Annotated in this window: 21 protein-coding genes; 12 read left to right on the forward strand and 9 right to left on the reverse strand. The window is 46.0% G+C overall.

What is annotated here, in order from left to right; all coding sequences use genetic code 11:
- Window positions 1-57: 57 nt before the first annotated feature.
- The 9 genes from EO95_RS17395 (at window position 58) to EO95_RS01725 (ending at window position 7,029) form a co-directional block, all read left to right on the forward strand.
- The gene (locus EO95_RS17395) at window positions 58-213 is read left to right on the forward strand and encodes a hypothetical protein (RefSeq protein ID WP_156161199.1); all 156 of its coding nucleotides are present in this window, start codon (window positions 58-60) and stop codon (window positions 211-213) included.
- A gap of 270 nt (window positions 214-483) precedes the next feature.
- Window positions 484-1,608, forward strand: a complete 1,125-nt coding sequence (gene ftsZ / locus EO95_RS01690) for a cell division protein FtsZ (protein ID WP_048131542.1) — start codon at window positions 484-486, stop codon at window positions 1,606-1,608.
- 427 nt (window positions 1,609-2,035) lie between these two features.
- Window positions 2,036-2,251 carry a protein translocase SEC61 complex subunit gamma gene (locus tag EO95_RS01695; RefSeq protein ID WP_048131547.1) on the forward strand — a complete coding sequence of 72 codons (216 nt, stop codon included), beginning with the start codon at window positions 2,036-2,038 and terminating at the stop codon, window positions 2,249-2,251.
- Complete coding sequence (locus tag EO95_RS01700; protein WP_048131548.1) at window positions 2,248-2,706, forward strand: transcription elongation factor Spt5; 459 nt, start codon at window positions 2,248-2,250, stop codon at window positions 2,704-2,706. Before EO95_RS01695 ends, EO95_RS01700 begins: the two co-directional genes overlap by 4 nt.
- Before the next feature lie 122 nt (window positions 2,707-2,828).
- Window positions 2,829-3,314 (forward strand): 50S ribosomal protein L11, encoded by a 486-nt coding sequence (locus EO95_RS01705; RefSeq protein WP_048131549.1) that lies wholly within the window; start codon window positions 2,829-2,831, stop codon window positions 3,312-3,314.
- Between the two features lie 235 nt (window positions 3,315-3,549).
- A complete protein-coding gene (locus EO95_RS01710; RefSeq protein WP_048131550.1) occupies window positions 3,550-4,191 on the forward strand; it encodes a 50S ribosomal protein L1 in 642 nt (213 codons plus the stop codon).
- The gene (locus tag EO95_RS01715; RefSeq protein WP_048131552.1) at window positions 4,192-5,229 is read left to right on the forward strand and encodes a 50S ribosomal protein L10; all 1,038 of its coding nucleotides are present in this window, start codon (window positions 4,192-4,194) and stop codon (window positions 5,227-5,229) included.
- 50 nt (window positions 5,230-5,279) lie between these two features.
- The gene (rpl12p, locus tag EO95_RS01720) at window positions 5,280-5,588 is read left to right on the forward strand and encodes a 50S ribosomal protein P1 (RefSeq protein WP_048131553.1); all 309 of its coding nucleotides are present in this window, start codon (window positions 5,280-5,282) and stop codon (window positions 5,586-5,588) included.
- Between the two features lie 448 nt (window positions 5,589-6,036).
- A complete protein-coding gene (locus tag EO95_RS01725) occupies window positions 6,037-7,029 on the forward strand; it encodes a radical SAM protein (protein WP_200894978.1) in 993 nt (330 codons plus the stop codon).
- Between the two features lie 151 nt (window positions 7,030-7,180).
- Here EO95_RS01725 and EO95_RS16630 read toward each other — a convergent pair whose 3' ends face one another.
- Window positions 7,181-8,677: a HEAT repeat domain-containing protein gene (locus EO95_RS16630; RefSeq protein WP_052733456.1), complete on the reverse strand. Its 1,497-nt coding sequence runs from the start codon at window positions 8,675-8,677 to the stop codon at window positions 7,181-7,183.
- A gap of 64 nt (window positions 8,678-8,741) precedes the next feature.
- Window positions 8,742-9,530, reverse strand: a complete 789-nt coding sequence (locus EO95_RS01735) for an S-adenosyl-l-methionine hydroxide adenosyltransferase family protein (protein WP_048131555.1) — start codon at window positions 9,528-9,530, stop codon at window positions 8,742-8,744.
- Between the two features lie 121 nt (window positions 9,531-9,651).
- Between EO95_RS01735 and EO95_RS01740 the strand changes: the two genes are divergently transcribed.
- A complete protein-coding gene (locus EO95_RS01740) occupies window positions 9,652-10,164 on the forward strand; it encodes a DUF1616 domain-containing protein (RefSeq protein ID WP_048131629.1) in 513 nt (170 codons plus the stop codon).
- 109 nt (window positions 10,165-10,273) lie between these two features.
- Here the strand turns inward: EO95_RS01740 and EO95_RS01745 are convergent, their stop codons facing one another.
- Window positions 10,274-10,750 (reverse strand): methylated-DNA--[protein]-cysteine S-methyltransferase, encoded by a 477-nt coding sequence (locus EO95_RS01745; RefSeq protein WP_048131556.1) that lies wholly within the window; start codon window positions 10,748-10,750, stop codon window positions 10,274-10,276.
- 247 nt (window positions 10,751-10,997) lie between these two features.
- On the opposite strand from EO95_RS01745, the gene EO95_RS01750 reads away from it, so the two are divergent.
- Window positions 10,998-11,915 carry an outer membrane lipoprotein carrier protein LolA gene (locus tag EO95_RS01750; RefSeq protein ID WP_048131558.1) on the forward strand — a complete coding sequence of 306 codons (918 nt, stop codon included), beginning with the start codon at window positions 10,998-11,000 and terminating at the stop codon, window positions 11,913-11,915.
- A gap of 100 nt (window positions 11,916-12,015) precedes the next feature.
- On the forward strand, window positions 12,016-13,119 hold the full coding sequence (locus tag EO95_RS01755) for an outer membrane lipoprotein-sorting protein (RefSeq protein ID WP_048131631.1): 1,104 nt from the start codon (window positions 12,016-12,018) through the stop codon (window positions 13,117-13,119).
- Window positions 13,120-13,277: 158 nt separating this feature from the next.
- On the opposite strand, the gene thiC is transcribed toward EO95_RS01755, so the two are convergent.
- The 6 genes from thiC to smc form a co-directional block, all read right to left on the reverse strand.
- Complete coding sequence (gene thiC, locus EO95_RS01760; RefSeq protein ID WP_048131560.1) at window positions 13,278-14,564, reverse strand: phosphomethylpyrimidine synthase ThiC; 1,287 nt, start codon at window positions 14,562-14,564, stop codon at window positions 13,278-13,280.
- Between the two features lie 427 nt (window positions 14,565-14,991).
- Window positions 14,992-15,909 (reverse strand): S-layer glycoprotein N-glycosyltransferase AglJ, encoded by a 918-nt coding sequence (gene aglJ, locus EO95_RS01765; protein WP_048131564.1) that lies wholly within the window; start codon window positions 15,907-15,909, stop codon window positions 14,992-14,994.
- A gap of 158 nt (window positions 15,910-16,067) precedes the next feature.
- Complete coding sequence (locus EO95_RS01770) at window positions 16,068-16,619, reverse strand: TATA-box-binding protein (protein WP_048131567.1); 552 nt, start codon at window positions 16,617-16,619, stop codon at window positions 16,068-16,070.
- A 194-nt stretch (window positions 16,620-16,813) separates the two neighbouring features.
- On the reverse strand, window positions 16,814-17,929 hold the full coding sequence (gene scpB / locus EO95_RS01775; protein WP_048131569.1) for an SMC-Scp complex subunit ScpB: 1,116 nt from the start codon (window positions 17,927-17,929) through the stop codon (window positions 16,814-16,816).
- Window positions 17,930-17,974: 45 nt separating this feature from the next.
- Window positions 17,975-19,042: a segregation/condensation protein A gene (locus EO95_RS01780; protein WP_048131571.1), complete on the reverse strand. Its 1,068-nt coding sequence runs from the start codon at window positions 19,040-19,042 to the stop codon at window positions 17,975-17,977.
- Window positions 19,035-22,562 carry a chromosome segregation protein SMC gene (smc, locus tag EO95_RS01785; RefSeq protein ID WP_048131575.1) on the reverse strand — a complete coding sequence of 1,176 codons (3,528 nt, stop codon included), beginning with the start codon at window positions 22,560-22,562 and terminating at the stop codon, window positions 19,035-19,037. The genes EO95_RS01780 and smc overlap by 8 nt, the downstream gene beginning before the upstream one ends.
- Window positions 22,563-22,582: the final 20 nt, after the last annotated feature.

The following is a 22,582-nucleotide window of genomic DNA, read 5'->3' on the forward strand; positions in this document are numbered from 1 at the left end:
ACATAAACGTTTTTGTCGGACTCCAGGAGAAGATCCGGGCAGAGAACCACCAGAATCTTGAGCAGAGCCCTGAGCAGAAGATTTAGCAGAAATAAGCTCCGGGCGGGATATGAGATTAAGGGGAAACAGGGAAAAAAATCAGGAAAAAAGGGAAAGATAAAAATAGAGGAACCAGCCTCAAAAATTATACAAAATAAAAAAATATACATTTGAGACAAATAAATTAAAGAAGTGCGGGCAGAAAAGAGAAACAGACCAGATAATCCCGAAGAGCAAGGAATATAAAATCAAACAGGAAAATAGAGTAACATTAATAAAATTATTAAGTATATACAGTGTAAATTCAAAAACTGGAAAAGGAAAACTATTAAATTGGAAACTGTATATGTGATGGTTAAAATAATTTGTTCCTTGTTGTAGTATACTTGTTTCTAATACAATCCGTTAAATGATCATCCCAGCAGAATGGAGGAAAACAGTAGTATGAGGTCCATTGTGGAAGAAGCCCTTGCTCGATCTGCCCTGGAAGGACGCGCCGGGCAGGGAGAGTACTCAAATCCAGATTACTCTAATGAAAATTTAGAAGTGGATGCTGAACTTGAAGAAATACTGAGAAGCCTTAAAACAACTATCAAAGTAGTAGGTTGCGGAGGCGGCGGTTCAAACAGCATCCAGCGCATGATGGGCGAAGGTATCCAGGGAGCAGACCTTGTTTCTCTGAACACTGACGCTCAGCACCTTCTTCATATACGCTCCGGCAAAAAAATTCTCATAGGGAGAAAGAAAACTAGAGGACTTGGAGCCGGCAGTCTCCCCCAGATAGGAGAAGATGCTGCAATCGAGAGTATTGATGAGATTAACAAGATCGTCCAGGGCTCAGATATGGTTTTTATTACCGCAGGCCTTGGAGGAGGAACCGGAACCGGATCCGCGCCTGTAGTGGCTGAGGCAGCCAGGGATGCAGGAGCCCTTACGATTGCAGTCGTAACCCTCCCGTTCAGCGTGGAAGGGCATGTAAGGAGGACAAACGCTGAAGCCGGCCTCGAGCGTCTGAGAGATGTTGCCGACACAGTTATCGTTGTCCCCAACGACAAGCTGATTGAAGTGGTCCCAAGACTTCCGCTTCAGGCTGCCTTTAAAGTCTCGGATGAAGTCCTTATGAGAGCAGTAAAGGGCATAACCGAACTGATTACAAAGCCCGGACTTGTCAACCTTGACTTTGCAGATATCAGAACTGTGATGCAAAACGGAGGCGTTGCTATGATAGGGCTTGGAGAGGCAGACGGCGAGAACAAAGCTGTCGAGTCTGTCCAGAAAGCTCTGCGCAGCCCGCTCCTTGACGTGGACATATCAGGTGCGACCTCTGCTCTTGTTAACGTGGTTGGAGGCCCTGACATGACCATTTCGGAAGCCGAGAGTGTGGTTCAGGAAGTCTACAGCCGCATAGACAGCAATGCCCGCCTGATCTGGGGTGCGCAGATCGATCCTGACCTCGAACAGACAGTACGTACCATGATCGTGGTCACAGGAGTTACCTCCGCCCAGATTTACGGCCACGGGAACGATAAGAACATTACATATAAGTACGGAATTGACTTCGTAGAGTGATCAGATCAGGAATGAAACAGTAAAATGGGTTAAAACGCTCGGTTGGAAAAAACACTGTTTTCCTCCTCTTAAAGGAAAAAGAAGGAACGTAGGAATATAAATCCAATCGAAAACTATTTTTATGGTAAATGCAGTATGATGCCGATACAATTCGGCATCAAAAATGAATAAATATTTACTGACACGATAAGGGGTTTACGTGAGTAATAATCCTGCGTCTAAATTTTTGGATGTTACAAAGACCGTGCCAGTGATATCTTCATATAATAGGAATTAATAATATAATCCGCCCGTCCTTCCTGAAAGATAAAATCCGATATTCTGTGATATAAAAGCAAATTTCGGAGATGCAGCATACAAGGGAAGAGCCGCGCGTAAAACTCCAGATAAAAATAAAGATGTATATAAAAACCTGGATGTGAATTAATTGGCAGAATCCACATTTGAACCGAAAATAACCACAAAAAGCGTTGGTCAGGCAATCCGGGCACACCTGAGGGTCCTGAAACTTACGAAAAAACCGTCCAGGGAAGAGTTCTTGACCATTGCCAAAGTTGCAGGTGCCGGCATACTGGCTGTGGGCGCAATAGGATTTATTATCTATGTACTGCTGACAATGTTGCCCCAGTGGGTGGCCCAATGAGTGAGGATTCCCAGATATTCGTAATCAAAACCACGGCAAACCAGGAAAGGTCAGTTGCAACAGCCCTTGCAAGGATTTCGAAGAAAGAGAGACTGGACATAAGAGCAATCCTGGCTCCTGATGAGCTCAAAGGATATGTCCTTGTCGAGTCCCCCACATCCGGAATCGTGGAACTGGCAATCCAGACAATTCCACATGCAAGAGCCATTGTTAAAGGGAGTTCTTCAATCGCTGAAATCGAGCATTTCCTTAAGCCCAAGCCAATAGTGACCGGAATCAAGGAAGGGGCTATAATTGAGGTCACCTCTGGACCCTTCAAGGGAGAGAAAGCCCGGGTTAAAAGGGTTGACGAAGGGCATGAGGAAATTACTGTGGAACTCTTCGATGCTGTGGTTCCGATCCCCATCACGATTCGCGGCGACACCGTCAGAATACTCAAAAAAGAGAAAGACTAAGCCAGAAATCGGATGGAAACGCCTGAAACATTCCAGCTTATTAATAAACAAAAATCACCAGTACTCAGAGTGGATTGAAATAAATCTACAAAATTGATACTATAAAAACCGGTGAGACTCAGATGACAAGTATTGTTGAAGCACTTGTCCCCGGAGGAAAAGCGAATCCCGGACCACCATTAGGTCCGGCACTTGGTCCGCTCGGGGTCAATATAAAAGACGTGGTCGAAAAGATCAATGCAAAAACAAGGGACTACAATGGAATGCAGGTCCCTGTGAAGATAATTGTTGACGACAAGAAAAACGTCGAGATCGAGGTAGGCACTCCCCCGACCGCATCCCTGGTCATGAAAGAACTGGGGATCCAGAAAGGGTCAGGAAATGCAGGAAGCGAGGTTGTTGGAAACCTCACCATCCCGCAGGTTGCAAAGATCGCCCGTATGAAAAAGGAAGACGTGCTTGCTTATGACCTCAAAGCCACAATGAAAGAGGTAATGGGCACCTGTGTCCCTATGGGCGTGAACGTAGAGGGAATGAAGGCTAAGGACTGCCAGAAGGCACTCGATGAAGGCAAATTTGACGATTTGCTTGCAAGCGAGGAATGGTAAACCTTCTTCTCCCTTTACCTTTTAATCCGTGGTCTGCCTACACACCAATAGTTTTAAATTGGATACCACTAATAGCACAAGAGCCTTGAACAGTGTTCTACTGGAATAGCTTAGAGAAAGTTATTGGTGGCTTACTGTTAAGAGTAACAGACCCGGATGGGAGCCCCTACAACCACCGTAGTAAGCCGGAGTGGCTGTCTGGACATTAAGTTCAAACACTACGGGGAGGAACAAGATGGTAGAAAAGACTATACTGGAAGCTGTCAAGAAAGTTATTGAGGAGTCGCCAAAACGCAATTTTTCGGAAAGCGTGGATCTGGCGATTAACTTAAAGAACCTTGACATGAACCAACCGAAGAACAGAGTCGATGAAGAAGTAATTCTTCCGCACGGGCTCGGAAAAGAGCTGAAGATCGGTGTTTTTGCAAAGGGTGACGTTGGCCTGAAGGCAAAAGCTGCCGGTGCTGCGTATGTTATTTCTGATGTTGAGCTCGAAGAGCTGGTAGCTGACAAAAACAGAGCCAGAACTCTTGCAAACGAATGTGACCTTTTTATTGCAGAAACTCAGTTCATGCCGATAATCGGTAAGAACCTTGGTATTGTTCTGGGACCCAGAGGCAAGATGCCTATCCCACTCATGCCGAACAAGGATATAGGCGAACTGATCCAGAGCAAGCAAAATGCAGTCAAGCTCAGGTCAAAAGACAGACTTACCTTCCACGTGGCTGTCGGCAGAAGGACTATGAATCCTGATGACCTTGCCGAGAATATTGAGACTATTATGGCCAGGCTTGAGCGTGTCCTCGATAAGGGCAAGCACAACCTCAGAACGGTCTATGTCACGACAACCATGGGGAAATCAGAGAGGGTGGTGTAAATGGCAGAAGAAAGGCATCACACCGAGCACGTCCCGCAGTGGAAAAAGGATGAAATAGAAAACATAAAGGAACTCATCCAGTCCCACAAAGTTTTCGGGATGGTAGGGATCGAAGGCATTCTTGCAACCAAGATCCAGAAGATTCGCCGGGACCTTAAGGACGTTGCGGTGCTCAAAGTCTCCAGGAACACCCTCACAGAGCGGGCTTTAAACCAGCTCGGGGAAACCATTCCCGAGATGAATAAATACCTTGACAAACAGACTGCTCTGGTATTTACCAATGAAAGTCCCTTCAAGCTTTACAAATTGCTTGAGCAGACAAAGACACCTTCTCCAATAAAAGGAGGCGCAATAGCTCCTGTGGATATAATTGTCCAGAAGGGCCCCACCAGTTTCCCACCTGGTCCGATTCTGGGTGAATTCCAGAGCGCAGGGATTCCCGCCTCAATAGAAGCCGGGAAAGTAGCAATAAAGGAAACTAAGGTTGTCTGTAAAGCAGGCGAGGCAGTCCCGCAGAAGCTTGCCACCATGCTCGCAAAGCTGGAAATATTCCCACTCATTGTAGGGCTTGACATGAGAGCCGCCTACGATGAAGGGACAATTTACGGGCCGGAACTCCTTGCAATTGATGAAGGCAAGTACTTCTCTGACATTATCAGTGCAGTTCAGAATGCTTTCAACCTCTCAGTCAACACTGCATACCCGACAAGCGCAACAATCGGCACCCTGCTGGCAAAAGCACATGCAGAATCAAAGAACCTTGGTGTCAATGCTGTTATCCTTGAACCGGGAGTCATGGACGCCCTGCTGGCAAAAGCACATGTCCAGATGACCTCTGTTGCATCCGAAGCTGCAGATAAGGACGCAGCTGCTGTGGATGAAGATCTGAGGGAAGTTCTCGGAGCAGCCGCAAGCGCAGCCGCAGCAGCAGCTCCGGCAGCAGCAGCAGAAGAAAAGAAGGAAGAAGAACCTGAAGAGGAAGAAGAAGACCATGCCGAAGAAGACGGAATGGCCGGACTCGGCGCCCTTTTCGGATAAACAAATTTACGATTTACAATTTACGATAATAGAAAATTAGGTGATCAATGATGGAATATATATATGCAGCTCTCTTATTGCACAACGCAGGTAAAGCAATTTCCGAAGAAGCAATCACTGCCGTTCTTCAGGCAGCTGGTGTAGAAGTAAACGAAGCCAGGGCAAAAGCCCTTGTCGCAGCCCTTGACGGCGTGGACATCGAAGAAGCAATCGCAAAGGCCGCATTCGCAGCCCCCGCAGCAGCAGCAGCTCCAGCAGCAGCAGCCCCTGCAGCAGCAGAAGCTGCTGTTGAGGAACCAGAAGAAGAAGACACCTCCGAAGAAGACGGAATGGCCGGTCTCGGCGCCCTCTTCGGGTGATTTCAATACCCATAGCTCGCCTCATGGCGGGCATTCTTTTTTTTGGATTTCAAAACTTTAGAAGTATTTTTAGTGGTTTTAAAAAATAATCGTTTTAAAAAATAATCGTTTTGAAAAATAATCGTTTTGAAAACAAGAATTAGTATTTCTAATAAATATTCCCATAGTTCGGATTTGGTTAAGGCTTAACTGTTTCCCTGTTCAGATATTCAATGTTCAGCTATTTTTAAGGTTACTTCTCAGAGCTGTTTTTCCATACTAACGTTTAAGATTATGTTTCTGGCCAATTAAGTGATTATTTTCTTACCTTCTCTTAAACATTTTAATCTCTTTAGTTCTCCTGCTATTCAGCTTCTCTTACAAAAAAGTTATAATAAAAAAGCTCATGAATAGAGGAATTAATCTTGAATGGAAAAACTGCTATTGTAAAAAACAGAAAGAGATCTCTATGTCCCGATTCGACCCCATTCTGGCTTCAAAAGCCCTCTGGCAGATAAGGATTAAAAAGCGCCCTTTTGTCATCTCTCACGGCGTAAATGCCAGCTGCAATATGAGCTGCAAGTTCTGTGAATACTGGAAAGAGCCCGGAAAAGAACCCAAAAGAGAAGAGGTCTTCAAGCTGCTCGATGATGCGAAAAAATTCGGAATAGGAGTTTATAATGCCTGGACGACTGAACCCCTTCTCAGAAAGGACCTGCCCCTGATAATGGCTCACGCAAAGGGACTCGGGATGGTCACATCCATGGTCACAAACGGAAAGCTGCTCTACGAAAGAGTAGAAGAGCTTGAAGATGTGGATTTCCTTTCGGTTTCAGTAGATGGGATAAAAAGCTATAAAGAAATCCGGAGAATGGATTTTGAAACCCTGCTGAAAGGCTTAAAAAAGGCTATCGAGGTAAGGAAACACCAGAAACAGAAAAATCCAATCCTGCTGAACTGCGTACTCACAGGAAAAAATCTGGACGACATTGAAACCCTTATTTTGCTTGCGAAAAAACTGGGTGTAAAAATATCATTTGAGCCTGTACACGAGTTTCCCGGAATCAGCGAAGAGATCTGGAGCGAAATAGGAATCCGCGACAAAGAAAAATTCCGCCGGGTTGTGAACAGAATAATAGAGCTGAAAAAAGAGGGCTTCCCCATTATTAACTCCAAAACCTACCTCAAAATGGTAAGGGATGGAAAAATGGATTACAGATGCAGGGCAAGCGGCATTATTATCAATGTCACGCATGACGGGACTGCCGAGACCTGCCGGGTACAGCATGAACCTCTCGGGAACGTTATGAAGGACGGATTTGAAAAAGTATGGGAAGATTCTACACAGCGCAGGAAAGAAATAGTGCAGAATTGCGAGGGCTGCCTCTTTTTCGGGTATACTGAAAATAGCCTGATGCAGAGCTTCAATCCTGAAGTTTTGATGCATTACGAGTGGATGTGAAACCCGAGTCCCGTCTCGGGAGGACGGTGTCCTTTTCGGTCGCTGCGCTCCCTCAAGAGGAAGAAAGAACTGTGTGGGCATAAGTTTGGGAAATGAAAAACAGGACAACCGGAATTCCTTATCAAATATTTCTCGTCCTTTTGCTCATTTTTCACCTGAAATCTTTGTATTCGGAAATAATTCCCAGGGCTCCGACTGCAACTCTCCTGACCTCCGGGTCCATGTCATTTAGTTTATTAACGAGGACTTCGATCACTCTTTTATCTCCGCTTTTTCCGAGGGCTTCGGCGGCACACTTTATTACCCAGGGGTTATCGTCATCCAGCATTTTGATAAGCGGACTTACAGCCTGCGGGGCTCTGAGGTTTCCAAGCGCGTATACGGCAGTAATCCTGAGCTCGGGGTCGGGTTCTTCAAGCATTCCGATGAGAGGCTCAACCGCACGTTTGTCTCCGAATTTTCCCAGGGCGTATGCGGAAGCGTTTCTTACTTCAGGGCTGAGATCAGCCAGTTTTTTGACCAGGTGGGAAACCGCCCTCTCGTCCCCCAGGTTTCCAAGAGCTTCTGCGGCATGCATTCTAATGTCCGGGTAGGGGGAATCCAATCTGGAAAGAATGGCTTCCAGGGCTTTTTTATCCCCGATTTTTCCAAGAGCGGAAAGGACCTGTTTTTGAAGTTCTGCGGGAGTGCCTGCCATCTGAGGGTCTTCCAGCTTTTTGAGAAGGGCATCTACCGCGTTCCGGCTTCCAAGGTTTCCGAGAGCTTCGGCTGCAGCGACCCTGACCTCAAGGACTTTATCGTCCAACCTTCTGGCAAGAGGGTAAACTGCCCTTTCATCTCCGAGCCTGGCAAGCGCCCGGATGGAATGCAGCCTGAAGTCAGGACCTTTATCTTCAAGCTTTTCAACAAGCACATCGACGGTTTTTTCACCCCCAACACGACCGAGAGCCTCAACTGCAGCTTCCCTGACCCGGGAGTTTTTATCTGCCAATTTTCTTAAGAGTGCATCTGCCACCTGTTCATCCCCCAACAAGCCCAGAAGCTGAGCCGCAACCATCCGGACATCCGGTTTTTCATCTTCAAGGGCCTGGATGCAGAACTCCATATCCTCGGCACTGAGTTCCATTTGCCCTGAAGAGCCCCAGCCTTCAAGCTCCCGAAGGAGATTAGAAAGGTGAGCAAATTTTTCGGAGGAAGTTTTTAGCCCGGAAACATCACTTAACATCTCAAGGGACAGATAAACGATGGCGACAAGGGAGGCTACTAATGAAAACAGAGAAGTGAAAAGCATGAGCTTTATCTTCGCTTCCGGGGGAGAATATAAGCTGAAAATGATAAGCATCAGCCCGTTGAGATATATACTCCCGGCAGCCGCGTAGGATACGATTTTCAGAGGAGGCTTTAACCGGTTTGCAATCGAATGGATGCTGTCCTGGTTCCTCTGCAGAGACAGCGCAAAAATGGCAATAAACACGGCATATACTGCAGCTATAGACTGCATCACTGCAGAGGGCATCCAGAAGTAATTATTCATACTTCCGGCCCTGGCTCCGGGATCATTTCCGGAAAGAGCGACATAGCTCAGAACAATCAGAATAGAAAAGAAAAAGAATTCCAGTTTGTACGTTTTTACATCAGTTAATTTCATACTTAACGGGCAGTTTGTATAAAGAATATTCTATAAATATTCACCCGCCTGAAGGCGAGGCTACTTATAAAATTTTAATTGCCACGGGGTCCCCGCCTCTGAGCCCGAACTGAAGCGCAGCACTTCCCTGGTTTATCGCAATTTCCAGAAAACCGTGGCTGCCTATAAGTGCAAGTGCATCTTCCGGTCCGACAAAACCATAACTCCGGACAAAGGGGACTTTTCGGCCGTTTACTTCTACCTTCGAGCCAAAAGTGCAGAATTGCAGAATGGCATCTTCCGGGATATTCGTAATCACATTTCCGAAACTGTCAGCAAAAACAACTTTCCCCATAAGAAAAGGCCCGTCAACTCCAAAATATCCGAAATCAAGGTCCACAAAATCCGAGACTCTAGGCCCGACACCCTCGATTGGCATACCTTTTGAGAGGTGGGCTCCCACAGGTGCAAAGATGTCCCTGCCGTGGAATGTCGCGGAAATCCCGGATTTGAGCAGCAGGTCCCTGTTTGTAATTTCATACACTTCCATCTCCCCCAGGCAGCGAGCTGCAGGGATCAGGAGCCCGTTGTCAGGCCCCACAAAAAACTGCTCACGGCCAGCCTCTCCGGCTTTTATGGCAAGGGCGCGGCGTAAAGTCCCGACCCCGGGGTCGACAACTGCCACATGAACAGTCTTTTCCGGAAAATAAGGGACAAGGGAGTAAAGGGCAAAAGCGCCTTCCCGGATACCGGCCCTTGAGATCGAATGAGTTATGTCAACGATTTTCGCGTCGGGGTTGATACGCAGGACCACGGCTTTCATGGCTGCAGGGTAGAGGTCCCCAAAATCAGTGGTAAGGGTGATGACAGACATGAATATTATTCGGCTTTTTTGCTATTTTACACTATGGCGGATTGAAAAATAATATTAAGATGTGAGAAGATACAGTCCTACATTGGAAAATATAGAGGGAAATAGAAAAAGCGTGGAGAAAATGAAACATACAAAAATATTATTCATACTGATTCTCATAAGCCTGGCTCTTCTTGCATCCGGGTGCGAGGAAAAAAAGAACGACGAACAGATGGCAGAATCTTTACAGAAACCTTTTACCGAATTCTATATCCTGGGGCCTGAAGGTACGGCTGAAAACTATCCAACAGATTACGTACTTGGAGAGAACGGGACTGTAATAGTGGGAATTGTAAACCATGAGCAGAAGCCAGTCAATTATACAATGGAAGTTAAGCTTGAAAACACGGCTCTGCCTTTACCCCCTGATCAGCAGTATATAACTCTCGGGGACAACGAGACCTGGGAAAAAGCAGTAACCATAACTCCCCCATTTGAGGGAAAGGATATGACGCTTGGATTTTCTCTCTACAATGAGGACGAGAAGAATGTACTTGAAGAGGGTATCAGCGTGCCTTATAGAGACCTTCGTCTATGGATAAACGTATCGCAGAATCTCTCGGAAAACGTTTCAACCCCGTTAACGGAGATATAAGCAGCGGGGCTGAAATTCAACATAGATTCCGCCTTTCCAGAAAAAGCTGAAATGATTAAAATCGCTAAACAGGATATACAGAGAAATGAAGTATAATCTTTGTGTTTTCTTATTTCAAATTGTTTTCTTCAAGTTTCAATAAAAATTCCTTGACATCCAGCCCGCTTGCATAGCCCGTAAGTTTTCCGTTTGCCCCGATGACCCTGTGGCAGGGCACAATTATCGAAATCGGGTTCCGATTGTTTGAAAGCCCCACAGCCTGGGAAGCCTTCGGATTTCCAATGCTTTTTGCAATCTCCCCGTAAGTCCGGGTTTCCCCATAAGGAATTTCACATAACGCCTTCCAGACGGATTTCTGAAACTCCGTGCCTTCGGGAGCCAGCTTTACGTCAAAGGATTTGAGTTCCCCTGCAAAATAAGCTTCAAGCTGCCCTGAAATTTCCCTGAAAAAATCCTCATTTTCCACCCAGCTATCCGGAACTTCGATTTTCTTTTTGCCTTTTCGGAGATTTACGTATTTCAGGCCTTCTTCGTCTCCTGCCAGAAGTATTGGGCCAATTGGGGATTCAATTATGTGGTAATACATTTCTATTTTCCCCTGCCGGTTACAGGTAGTTCTATCGTTGATGGTAGAAATGCCTATTCAATGCCGGACCTGTAAAATTCTCCAATAAATAGGCAGAAATTTCACAATTAAGACATGTATTTTATAATATTTTTTCGAAAGATTTATCATAAACAAACTTTAAAATTTGAAGTACTGGCCTGAAAACAGAAAAAAGATCCAGAAAACAAAAGGGAAACGTAAATAAAAAAACTGGAAGTTGGAGAAAATGAAAACAAAGACAATACTGCCCGTACTTATCATCGTACTTATCGCAACGACACTTGCCCTATTTACCTCGGGCTGCGGGGAGAAACTCACTGTAGAAAAGGAACTTACAGAAGAGGATGGACATACAGTAGAAGAAATTGCAGCACAGATACAGCAAAAAGAGGGCAATATCGAAGATTACTCATGTACAATACACCTGAACTTATTTTTTGAGGGGGAAGCCCTGGAAAGGGAATATGAGGTCATGTGCAAGAAACCGAGTATGTACAGAATTCTAACAAAAAAACCGGGAGAAGAACCTGAAAAAGAAGAGGTCTCGGACGGAGAGTACATGTGGACCTATTACCCCTGGAAAAACACCACCATAAAAGTAAAACTGCCTGAAACTTCCGGACCCGGAGAAAAAGAATCCGAGGAAAAAGAATCTGCAGAGAAAGAGTCTGGAGAAAACAGTGGTACCGGGTTCATTGAAGGCCTCCTGAATGACAGCGGTGTATCCCTTCTCGGGACAGAAGAGATAGACGGCAGGCCCGCCTACCTGCTGGGAAAGAACTCCGAAGAAAAAGAAGATGAAAAAAGAGAGGAAGATAACGAAAAAGGTGGAGAGAAAGAGGCAGATGGAGAAGAAGAGGGAACCCAGCCAGGATATAGGGAAAAGTTCTGGATAGATAAAGAGACAGGGACGCTTCTCCGGTATGAGACATATGACAGCAGCGAAAACCTGACAGTAAAATATGAAATACGAGACCTGAAAATCAACGCGGGCATCCAGGACTCCGAATTTGAATTTGAGGTGCCGGAAGGAACAACGGTAGAAACCAGAGAGTTCGGGAAATATTATCCTCCTGAAAACCTGACAGGCCCTGATGGGGACAGGCAGATTGCCTCAGGTTTCATCATAGGTCTTTGCCCCTGAAGAGAAGGGGCAACGGTGGAAAATAGGGAGGAAGAATAGGATTCAACTTTCAACGGGATGGGAAGAATTCAGAAAACCTGGAAATAGAGTGGTGAAGAAAATGACAGACAGGAAAGCATTTACAACACTTACATTACTTATCCTGCTGGTTCCGGTCCTTTTTGTATCGGGCTGTACCGGGGAACTCAGTGCGGAAGAAATCGCAGAACAGATGCAGGAAAAAGAAGCCAGCATCCAGGATTACTCGTATACGATGCAAATAACCTCATACATTGGAAATCAGACACGAGAAAGTGAGATCCAGACCCTGCAGAAGAAACCAGACAAGACAAAAACCGTTATAATAAAACCTGAAGAAGAAGCAGGAACAATTGTGGTTTCGGACGGGGAATTTATGTGGACCTATGACCCGAAAACAAATACGGCCATGAAAATGGAAATGCCGGATACCCCTATATTGGGGGAGTTAGATTCCGCAGGAATTATTGGCGAGTTCCTGAACAAAACGGATGTATCTCTGCTTGGTATGGAGGAAATCGACGGAAGGCCCGCATACTTGCTGGAGGCAAACCCGAAGGAGGAAGGAGAGGGACTCCTGTTTGTAGACGGGATGAAACTCTGGGTGGACAAAGAGACATGGATGCCTCTGAGGTATGAAATGTATGACAGCAGCGGAAACCTGATGATGGAACTGGAGATCCGCGACCTGGAAATCAATCAGGGGATCCCGGACTCCGAGTTTGTATTCGAGGTCCCGGAAGGGGCAACGGTAAAGACCTTGAATTTTGACTCATTAATTCCCGAGGAAATGACCCTCGAAGAAGCCAGAGAATCTGCGGGATTTGAAATCCTGGTTCCGGAATACCTCCCCGAAGGGTATGCCTTCAACTATTCTACGGTCTCCAACAACAGCTTGATAGCACCTGAAGGGCAGGCCTCTGAGACTGTTTTTCTGAGATACGAAAACGAGGAGGGAGATTACATTTTCCTTTCGGAAACCTTATACGAAAACGAGGCCCAGGAAGCTCCAATAATGGATTCTGCTGAAGAGGTTTCTATCAACGGGATGGAAGGGAAGTACCTTACACTGGGGGACATGAATATCCTGAGCTGGAAGATAAGGGATATTGACCTGAGCCTTACCACCTCCCTGAAAAAAGACGAAATGCTGAAAATTGCAGAGTCAATTTCGGAAAAAGCATAAATCCGGAATTCACAGAAAAACCTGGAAAAAATACAGAGAAACAGAAAAATAGAAAAACAACAAAAACTGAAAAACAACAAAAACTGAAAAAACAAAAACAAAAGAAAACAAAAGAAAGTAAAGGCCAAAGGCCTTACTTTTTTTGCGAGACTACTTGCTTATTTTGCGAGGTTGTAGCTCTGGTTGACGATCTTCAGGGCGCAGTAGTTGCCGCACATTGTGCATGCGTCGGTGTCTTCGGGTGCCCTGCTGGTCCTGACTGCTCTTGCGTGTTCGGGGTCGATTGCAAGGGAGTACATCTTTTCCCAGTCGAGTTCTCTTCTTGCTCTGCCCATGTCAAGGTCCCACTGTCTTGCTCTTTCGGGGTACTTTATCATGTCGCCGACGTGAGCTGCAATTCTGGAGGTCTTGACTCCGGTTATGACGTCTTCGAGGTTCGGGAGGGCAAGGTGCTCTGCAGGAGTCACATAGCAGAGGAAGTCACAGCCGCATGATGCGGATACGGATGCGCCGATTGCGGTTACGATGTGGTCGTAGCCGGGGGCGATGTCAGTAACGAGAGGACCGAGCATGTAGAAGGGCTTGTGGCCGCTCATTTCCTTCATGAGCTTTACGTTGGTTTCGATCTGGTCGAGGGGGACGTGGCCAGGACCTTCGACAATGACCTGCAGGCCCTGCTTGTGTGCCCTGTCAGCCATCTCGGAGTTGATAATCAATTCCTGGATCTGGGCGCGGTCGGTTGCGTCGTGGATTGCACCTGCACGCATTCCATTTCCGGTGGAGAGGACAACTTCGTGTTCCTTGAGGATTTCAACGAGGTAGTCGAAGTTTGCGAAAAGTGGGTTTTCCTTTTCGTTGTGGAGCATCCAGGAGCTCATGAAGGCGCCGCCACGGGAGCAGAGACCGCCGTACCTGCCGTGGGCTTTAAGCCTGTCAAGGGTAATGTTGTTGATACCAGTGTGGATTGCCATGAAGTTGGTTCCGAGCTTTGCCTGGGCTTCGGTTGCGTTGAAGAGCTCGTCTTCAGTCATGTGCACGATTGAACCGTACTTCCTTGCAGCTTCAATGAAAGCCTGGTAAAGAGGCACTGAACCAACTGAAAGGGAGATGCTGTCAATGACTTTTTTCCTGATTGCGAGGAAGTCTCCACCGGTCCCGAGCTCCATGAGAGTGTCGGCGCCTGCTTTTTCTGCAGCGATTGCCTTTTGGACTTCCATCTCTGGATCAACAATGTCTGAGGATACACCAATGGAGGCATTGACCTTGGTCCTGAGCCCTTCTCCAATACCGCAAATCTTTACCTGTCTGTAGGGAGAGGTTGGAATAACGATTCTTCCGGCTGCAACGCCACGGCGGACAAATTCAGGGTCAAGTCCTTCGTCCTTTGCAACGATCTTCATCTCTTCAGTGATAATTCCTTTTTGTGCATCTTCCACAATTGTCATATTTAGTACCTCAAGCTTTCATTTATCTGTAAGATCATCATGCAAGATTCATAAGTAAGTAAAGGGATTGTGAGTTAGATCCTAAAAGGCTAGTAATTATATATAACACTATTTAAAAAACTAACTTTAACCTTAATCAACTTTACTTTACTTATCTGTAGAGAGATGCCGAAAATAGATAGCATCGGATTAAAATAAGTATATCATAGAGAATTATTAAAAGTTGTTTTGAGTAGATAACAAGTAAAGTTGAGTTGAGGAGAGAGTAATAGTAGAAGAAACTTGAAAAATGAGATGAAAAATGAGGATGAAAGATGAGGATGAAAAATGAGATGAAAAAGTAGATCCGGAGAAAAAATAAGTACAGGAAAAGACCTGTAGAATGCTTAAAAAATGTGCAGCGATCAGAAAACACAGAGATTTCTTATTATTTTCTCTGCTTATTTTTCTCCTGGATTAAGCTGACTGTTTGCCTGTGGAGAGTTACTATAAGATCACTGATCATCCCGAAAATGAACATTTGAAGACCGAATATAATAAACAGTGTTGTGAGAATCGAAAGAGGGATGCGGGTGATTCCCTGAAGCCACTGGAATACCACATAGGTTCCCGTAAACAGACCTGCCATAATAAAGAAAAAGCCTATAACCCCGAAGTAAAACATAGGGTTATGCACTTTTGCAAGCCTGTAAATGGTAGATCCGATTCTGATTCCATCTTTTACAGGGTTTAGCTTGGTTGCACCTTTTTCACTTCGGGGGAGGTAAGTAATCGGGACTTCTTCAACCCTCTGTTTTTTCAGGATGCATTCCACAGAGATTTCGGTTTCTATTTCAAAGCCGGCCTTGTTAAGTTCAAGGTCCCTCACACTCTCGAGAGTAAACGCACGGTAGCCTGAGAGAATGTCTGTTAAATGTACTCCGTAAGCAAGGTTAAAAAACATATTAATCAGGCGGTTGCCCACAAGGTTAAGCTTTGTAAAAGCCCCCGGGGAATAATTTTCCAGCCGGCTACCTATAACATGGTCAACTTTTCCTTCCAGAACAGGCTCAAGGAGAGAAGGAGCTTCTCTTGCAAGATAGGTCCCATCTCCATCGACCATTACCACATAAGGGCTCTCGATAATTTCGAAAGCCTGGATCACTGCCTGTCCCTTACCCTTTTTAGTCTGCAAGACAACTCTTGCGCCTTCTGCCTCTGCAATCTGCGCTGTCCCGTCCCTGCTGTTTCCATCTATTACCAGAATGTTGGAAAACCCTTCTTTCTTGAAATCTTTAATGAGCTCCCCTATCGTTGCAACTTCGTTAAGGGTAGGAATGAGGATGCAAACATCTGCATTATTCACGTTTCACACATATCCTTTGCCGGAGCCTCTACGCGTATCGCAGAATCCGTTTTTATATAAGTATTCTATCCATATCCTTTCCACCGGAGACCGATTTAATGGATTTAATGGATTTAATGGATATAATGGATATAATAGATTAAAAAATATGAGGATTCTTATAAAAGCCCCATGTTGTCGAGCTGTTGACGGACTACTTCTACACCCCTCTCACAGTCTTCAGGGGATTTCCCGCCTGTAACTACCAGTTTTCCGGAACTGAAGATAAGGACAACTACCTTGGGTACATCGATCCTGTACACAAGACCCGGAAACTGCTCGGGTTCGTATTCGATATTCTCAAGCCCAAGCCCGATTGCAATTGCATTGAGGTTAAGGATAGTGTGCAGGTCTGCGGAGGCAACTATATTCTGGACAGTAATCTGCGGGTTTTCGATTGTCGGGATCCCTATACCGTTCAGCTTTTTTGCCATATTGCCAATAACTGTGTGCACGTCATTGACATTTTTTGCTCCTGTGCAGACAACCTTTCCGGAAGTAAAGACCAGGAAAGCGGCTTTGGGGTCAGAAACCCTGTAGACGAGCCCTGGAAACTTCTGCTTGTTGTACTCGGCGCCTTCGAACTCGGATTCGATCACAATTAAATCAAACTCTTCAGCGAGTTTGGTGGATGCGACCACGTTTTCAATTTTAATGCTAGATTCGCTCATTAGTCAACCCTCAGTATATAAAGCAAAAGTAATATCCTCTAACCAGTATATAAAGCTATAGTTAAATGCCTCGCATACTATATAAATACTATATATATAGAATATAAATGGAACAGAAAAGCTTAAATTATGGGCGCCAGTGAATTAAAAAAAATTAAAGGAGAAAGTGGCACCCGCATTGGCTTTGAGATGCCTCATTCTTCAAAGTTTTTCAAGCCTTCAAGGATGGAATCATATTTTTTGCAGACCCTCTCGAGAAGGTCGCCCTCTACAGTGCGGTGAGTAGGTATCAGAATATTTGCCCCTTTACCTATGCTCACTCCCTCGCGTGAAGTCCCGTAATCCGGAGCAACAAGGATGCCGTCTGTAGAAATCCTTATGTTGAGGTCGTTTACGATCCTTGAGACCATCTCAGTTGCAGGTTTTACCTTCCTCTCAATTAGGAAAGCCGAAGATACGTATTTTTCCCGCGTCTCCCTGATCTTCCGAAGAGTGTTTTCCACCGTTTCGGGGTCTACCTCATCAGAAAGTTCTTCAGAGATTAAAGAGACTGCCTCGATAAGGTCTTCAAAGGTTGTTGAACGCACCTCAAGGATTTCCCCATCGCAATGCTGCTTCACGGTATCAAGGTAGCCGGCGGAGACCACAAGCACATCAGCCTCAAGCAGGCGGGAAATTTCCTCCTTTGAAGGGCGGTAAGCATTGGCAACAAAATAGTCTTTAATCCCGCACATGCCCATAAGGGACTCATACATTGGAGTCACAGCAATGATCTTTTTCCCAATCCAGAGGTTTATCTCACTCTGCCCTCCCTGCAACCTCAATAGTTCAATGATTTTTTCCTTTATGTCTTTAGGGTCATTTCTTTTGAGCCCGAAATAATCTGCAAACAGCGGGGTTGTAGAGAGCTGCCTGCTTCTCCCGCTGGGCACAGACTCAACAAATCCTCTCTCAATCAGGTCTTTTATATGATCATAGGCTCCACTGCCCCTCATTTCGATCAGGTCGGACTGGAGCAGAGGCTGATGATAAGCAATCATAGAGAGGGTCCGGAGTTTGGGGGCTGATAGTTCTTTTGGGGCAACGTCCCGCATAAGTTCGGAGTACTCCGGCTTAACCTGCATAACGTAGCGGTCTCCAAGGTCCAGAATTTCGAGGCCTGATCCCCGGGAAGAGTAAGCCTCCATCAGCTCCTGCACTGCCGAAAAGACATTCTTTTTTGGCTTTCCGGTAATTTTCATAAGTTTTTCAAGGCTTACTGCCCTGCCCGCAGCAAAAAGAGCCGCTTCGATAATTTCAAGCTCACTCATAAGTTTCACGACCAGAAAAGAGGATAAGGTTATTTTTCATTTGAGTTAACGTGTTTCTTCAGGAGAGTCTACATCTATATGTTCCGGCTCAAAGGACAGAACCTCTGGATACCCGGCTTCATCAGGCTCTCCATCAGCATACTCAACCGGAGGTTTACTATCTGCAAAATTGTCTTCCATGGAAAATTCAGGCTCTGAAACATCTCCTGTTAAGCCCTGTTTTATCTGCGGATAGGGAGATGGGTTGCCTTCCGTAGAAAAACCTGATTCTTCTCCGGGATAAATATACAATTCCCCGAAAAGTTCACTCTGGAAAAGCCAGATCTTTCTGCTCGAAGCAAGAAAGAGGAGGGAAAGGTAATCCATGATCCTGTCTTCACTCAGTTTAAGGAGATCAGAAAACTCCACAACAGGCTGCTTCATAAATAGTTCAACAAGCCTTGCCCAGATAAATGTCAGCCTAGAACCGATCGCCTCGTCGTGGGCAATCCCGAGCACGTCTCCGGTAGTCAGAGGATCCGGCGGAATATCAGGTTCTTCTGCAGCCAGACGGGCTTTCTTTTCGTTTTTTCTTGAGAGCGTCCTTTCAGCTTTTTTAAGTTCCAGAATAAGTTCATTCAGTGTGACAGGCCTTGTGGAAAGGCGGCGGACAGGCAGCTTTGGGATAGGAAACTCATCAGGCTCAGGGAGATCTTCATCATCGAAAAATCCAGAGTCAAAATCATCTTCTTCTTCTTCCGTTCCGAGAATTACTGAAGATTTCATGCGGAGGAGGACAGCTGAATAAAGGAGAGTCCTTGAGGAAATCCTCAGGTCCATTTTCTGGAGCTCTTCTATCCTTTGCAGAAAACTGTCAGTTAGCTGCACAACATCGATATCCCAGGGATCGATCTTCCCGTCCTTTGCAAGTTCGACCAGGATACCCAGGGGCTCATAGGAATCAAACTCTGAAAGGTCGAGCAGAGTCCAATCAACGCCGAGGCATGAAAGAGTGGTCGGAAGCCCGAAAACTTCGGGGTCTGAAAAAAGAGAGTTCTTTTCCCCCGATTCACGAACATCGGGGGAAGGAAGTCCGGAAATATCAAGTGCCGAATTATCTATAAGTTCAGCCATTAAACTTCACTCCGGTAATACTCGTGATGTTATTCTCCTGCATTGTAACCCCGATAGTCCGGCTTGCCGCCTGGATCATGGGTTTTCTTAAGGAAACAACAATAAACTGGACTTTTGAGCCTGAAGTTTTAACGTGCCTTGAGACTCTCTCCACGTTCCAGCCGTCAAGGAACATGTCGATCTCGTCAAAGGCATAGAAAGGAGCGGGGCGGTATTGCTGGATTGCAAAAATAAAGGCAAGTGCGGTAAGGCTCTTTTCTCCTCCGGACATGGCTTCTATACGCTGGAGAGTCTTTTCTTTTGGCTGGGCCCTGAGGGTCATTCCTCCGGCAAAGGGATCATCAAGGTTTTCCAGCAGGAGTTCTCCCATGCCGTCGGAAAGCTCGTAAAAAATCTCTTTGAAATTGGCATTTATGCTTGTATAAGCCTCCATAAAGGTGTCCCGCTTGAGCTGCTCGTACTGGTCAATGCGTTCAAGGAGCTGTTCTCTTTCGGAAAAGAGAGTATCGCGTTTGCCCTGCAGGTCCGAAAGCCTGAGTTCCACCTCGTTATACTCATCGATTGCCCTCATGTTTACAGGTTCAAGCCTGCGCAGGGCTTCTTCGATTGCCTGGATCCTTATGTAAACGGTTTCGTAACTCGGGACCTCTAAGGATTCTTCTATGCCCCTTCTCTGTATCTCTTCAAGCAGCTGCTTTTCCTGGTCAAAAAGTGCACTTCTCGTAGCTGTGAGCGTAAGTACCTGCTGTTTTGCCTTTTCAAGGGTGGTTGCGGCTATACTGACCCTGCGCTTTACTGCACTGTACTCGGCCTGAACATTTTCCCTTTCTTTCTGGAGCCCCATAAGCTCGTCGGAAAGTTCAAGTTCCCGGTTCTGTTTTTCCTTAAGTTGCACTTCAAGTTCCGCAATTTTTGCCCTGAGAGAATCTACTTTTTCACGCCTTGAAGCTTTCTTTTCATCGAGTTCCCGGATAAGCTCCTTAGCTTCGGCAATCTTCTGCTCAGCATACTCTTTTTCGAGCTGCAGGGCATTCAGGTTTGCTTCGGTGTCCCTGATCCTGCCGTCAAGCCTCCGGATTTCCTCGTCTACAAACTCGGCTTTTTTGTTGATCTCGGGGAGAGGAGAATCAGCAAGCTTTGCCTCAATTTCGGCAACCTGTACCTCAAGTTCAGCCAAAGCGCCTTCTTTTTCAGCCTTTTCTGCAATTACACTGTCCATTTCAGCCCTGAGTTCTGTCCTGGACTCTTCAATTGCTCTCAGGTCTGCCTGTTTAGCTTCAAGGAGTTCTGTAAGTTTAGTTCCCCTGCCGGCGATTTCCTGAAGTTCGAGTTCTTTTCTGGAGATGGTAGCCTCACAGTCGCGGATCTTCCTGCTCAACTCAAAAACGTGGCTTTCAATATTGTCCTGTTTACTGATCGCTGCAGTCCGGCTTGCGTCGAGGGATTTAATCTCGCCTGCAAGCTCAAGGAGTTTGTCTTTTTCCGCTGCCGCAAAAGAGATCCCCGATTTTGAAGAAAGAGAACCTCCAACCATTGCCCCACTCTTTTCAAGGAGTTCACCTTCAAGGGTGACCATTCTCGCCTTTCCCATGAAACGGCGGGCACTGGCAAGGTTTTCCATAATAAGGGTATCCTGGAAAACATACCAGAAAGCAGGTTCGAAGTCGGGATCAAATTCGATGAGGTCAATTGCGTACCCTATTACTCCATTTTCATAACTGAGGCTTTCAAGCCGCCTGGAATCCCTCATTTTATTAAGCGGAAGGAAGGTAGCTCTTCCGCCCTTTCTCCGTTTCAGGAATTCGATTGCCTCTGCAGCATCCCCATCATTATCTACAACAACTGCCTGCATCCTGTTACCTGCAGCAACCTCAAGGGCAGCCGCATACCTGCGGTCAACTTTTCCCAGCTGGGCAATGGTCCCGTGAATTCCAAAGAGTTCATTCTGCCTGGAAGCTCCGATTACCATTTCCACAGCCCTTGAATATCCGCCTCCCTGTTCCGAAGCCCGGACCCTTGCCTCAGCAATTGCATATTCCTGCTGGAGCCCGTGAAGCCTGCTCTCAAGTTTCTTTATGTCTTCCTTGACCCTGAAATGGCTGCTCTCGACATCGTCACGGTCTTTTATCAGGGACTCCAGGTTTTCCGTAAGCTTCTCAATCTCATACTGGACAGAAAGAGTATCACTATCAGAGGCAGTGAATGCAGCTTCTGCATCCCTGATCTGGTTTTCGATATCCCGCAATTCCGACGATTTTCTCCTGAGGGTATCAAGGAGACGGTCCTCATTTCGGATAAGCTCATTTTTTTTGTTTTTAATGTCCTCAAGTTTCTTGCGGGCAGCCATGAGCTCGTCCCTTGTTGCTGCAAACTTTGCATCCACATCCGCAATCCTGCTCTGAAGCAGCATACGCTCGGTTTTTCTCTCGGACAGCTCAGAAGAGATGCTTTCTTTTCTCACGTTTTCAGTTTCGATTTTCTCTTCGAGCTCCCCTACCTTGCCCTTTGTGGAGTCGATATCAACAAACGCCTTTCTGCGCTTTGCGTCAGCGTCTTCAAGTTCGGATTCCGAAAGTTCAATGCTGTCCACACAGCGGGAAATTTCCCCTTTTGTCTCTTCGATTTCCCTTTTGACCTGCAGCTGTTCGTCTTCCCCTTTTTTCCGGATTTCAAGGGAAATTGTTTCCAGGGCCTGTTCAAGGGCTTCTAATTCCTTAACCCTCTCGTCCAGCAGTACCTGGACTTTTTCAAAGTGCTCTTCTTTCCCTGCAAGTTCTTTGTCCACATTTTCCAGTTCTGTTCTGGCATCCTTGAGTTTGGAGAGCAGGACATAGCCTTCAAATTTAATTTTTTCAGTCTTCAGAGCCTGGTACTTCAGTGCCTGGTCTCGTTCCCCTGCAAGTTTTTCAAGCTGGGTACGCACCTCTTCAAGGATGATGTCCACGCGTTCGACCTGCTGCCTGACGATTTCCAGTTCCCCGAGCGCCTTTTGCTTACGCTCATCAAATTCTGAAACCCCGGCAATTTCGTCAATGATTTTCCGCCTTTCTACAGAGGTCATGGAGGTGATCTGCGTGACATCTCCCTGCATTACCACATTATAACCTTCAGGCGTTACTCCTGCCTTTGCAAGCTGGGAATGGATTTCCCCCAGGCTTACGGCTTTTCCATTAAAGTAAAAGTAACTGTAGTACGCATTTTTTGTCCGCTTGATCTTTCTTGAGACCTCAACCTCATCAAGCTCTAACGGCATCTTGCGGTCAGTATTGTCAAAACGGATCGTAACCTGGGCAAAATCAGGCTTTTTTGCCTCGTCTCCATTGTAAATAAGATCCGTAAGTTTTTCAGCCCGGAGAGTCCTGGAGCTCGAAAGCCCGAGCGCAAAGAGAATCCCATCTATGATGTTTGACTTCCCACTCCCATTAGGACCGGAAATAGTGGTGAAGTCATTGAAAAAGGAAATCTTTACTTTTTTTCCAAAGGACTTGAAATTAACGAACTCGATTTCTTTTATGTACACAGAATGCCTCTGAGGTTTTG

The sequence above is a fragment of the Methanosarcina sp. 1.H.T.1A.1 genome (assembly GCF_000979295.1).
Taxonomy (GTDB): Archaea; Halobacteriota; Methanosarcinia; order Methanosarcinales; family Methanosarcinaceae; genus Methanosarcina.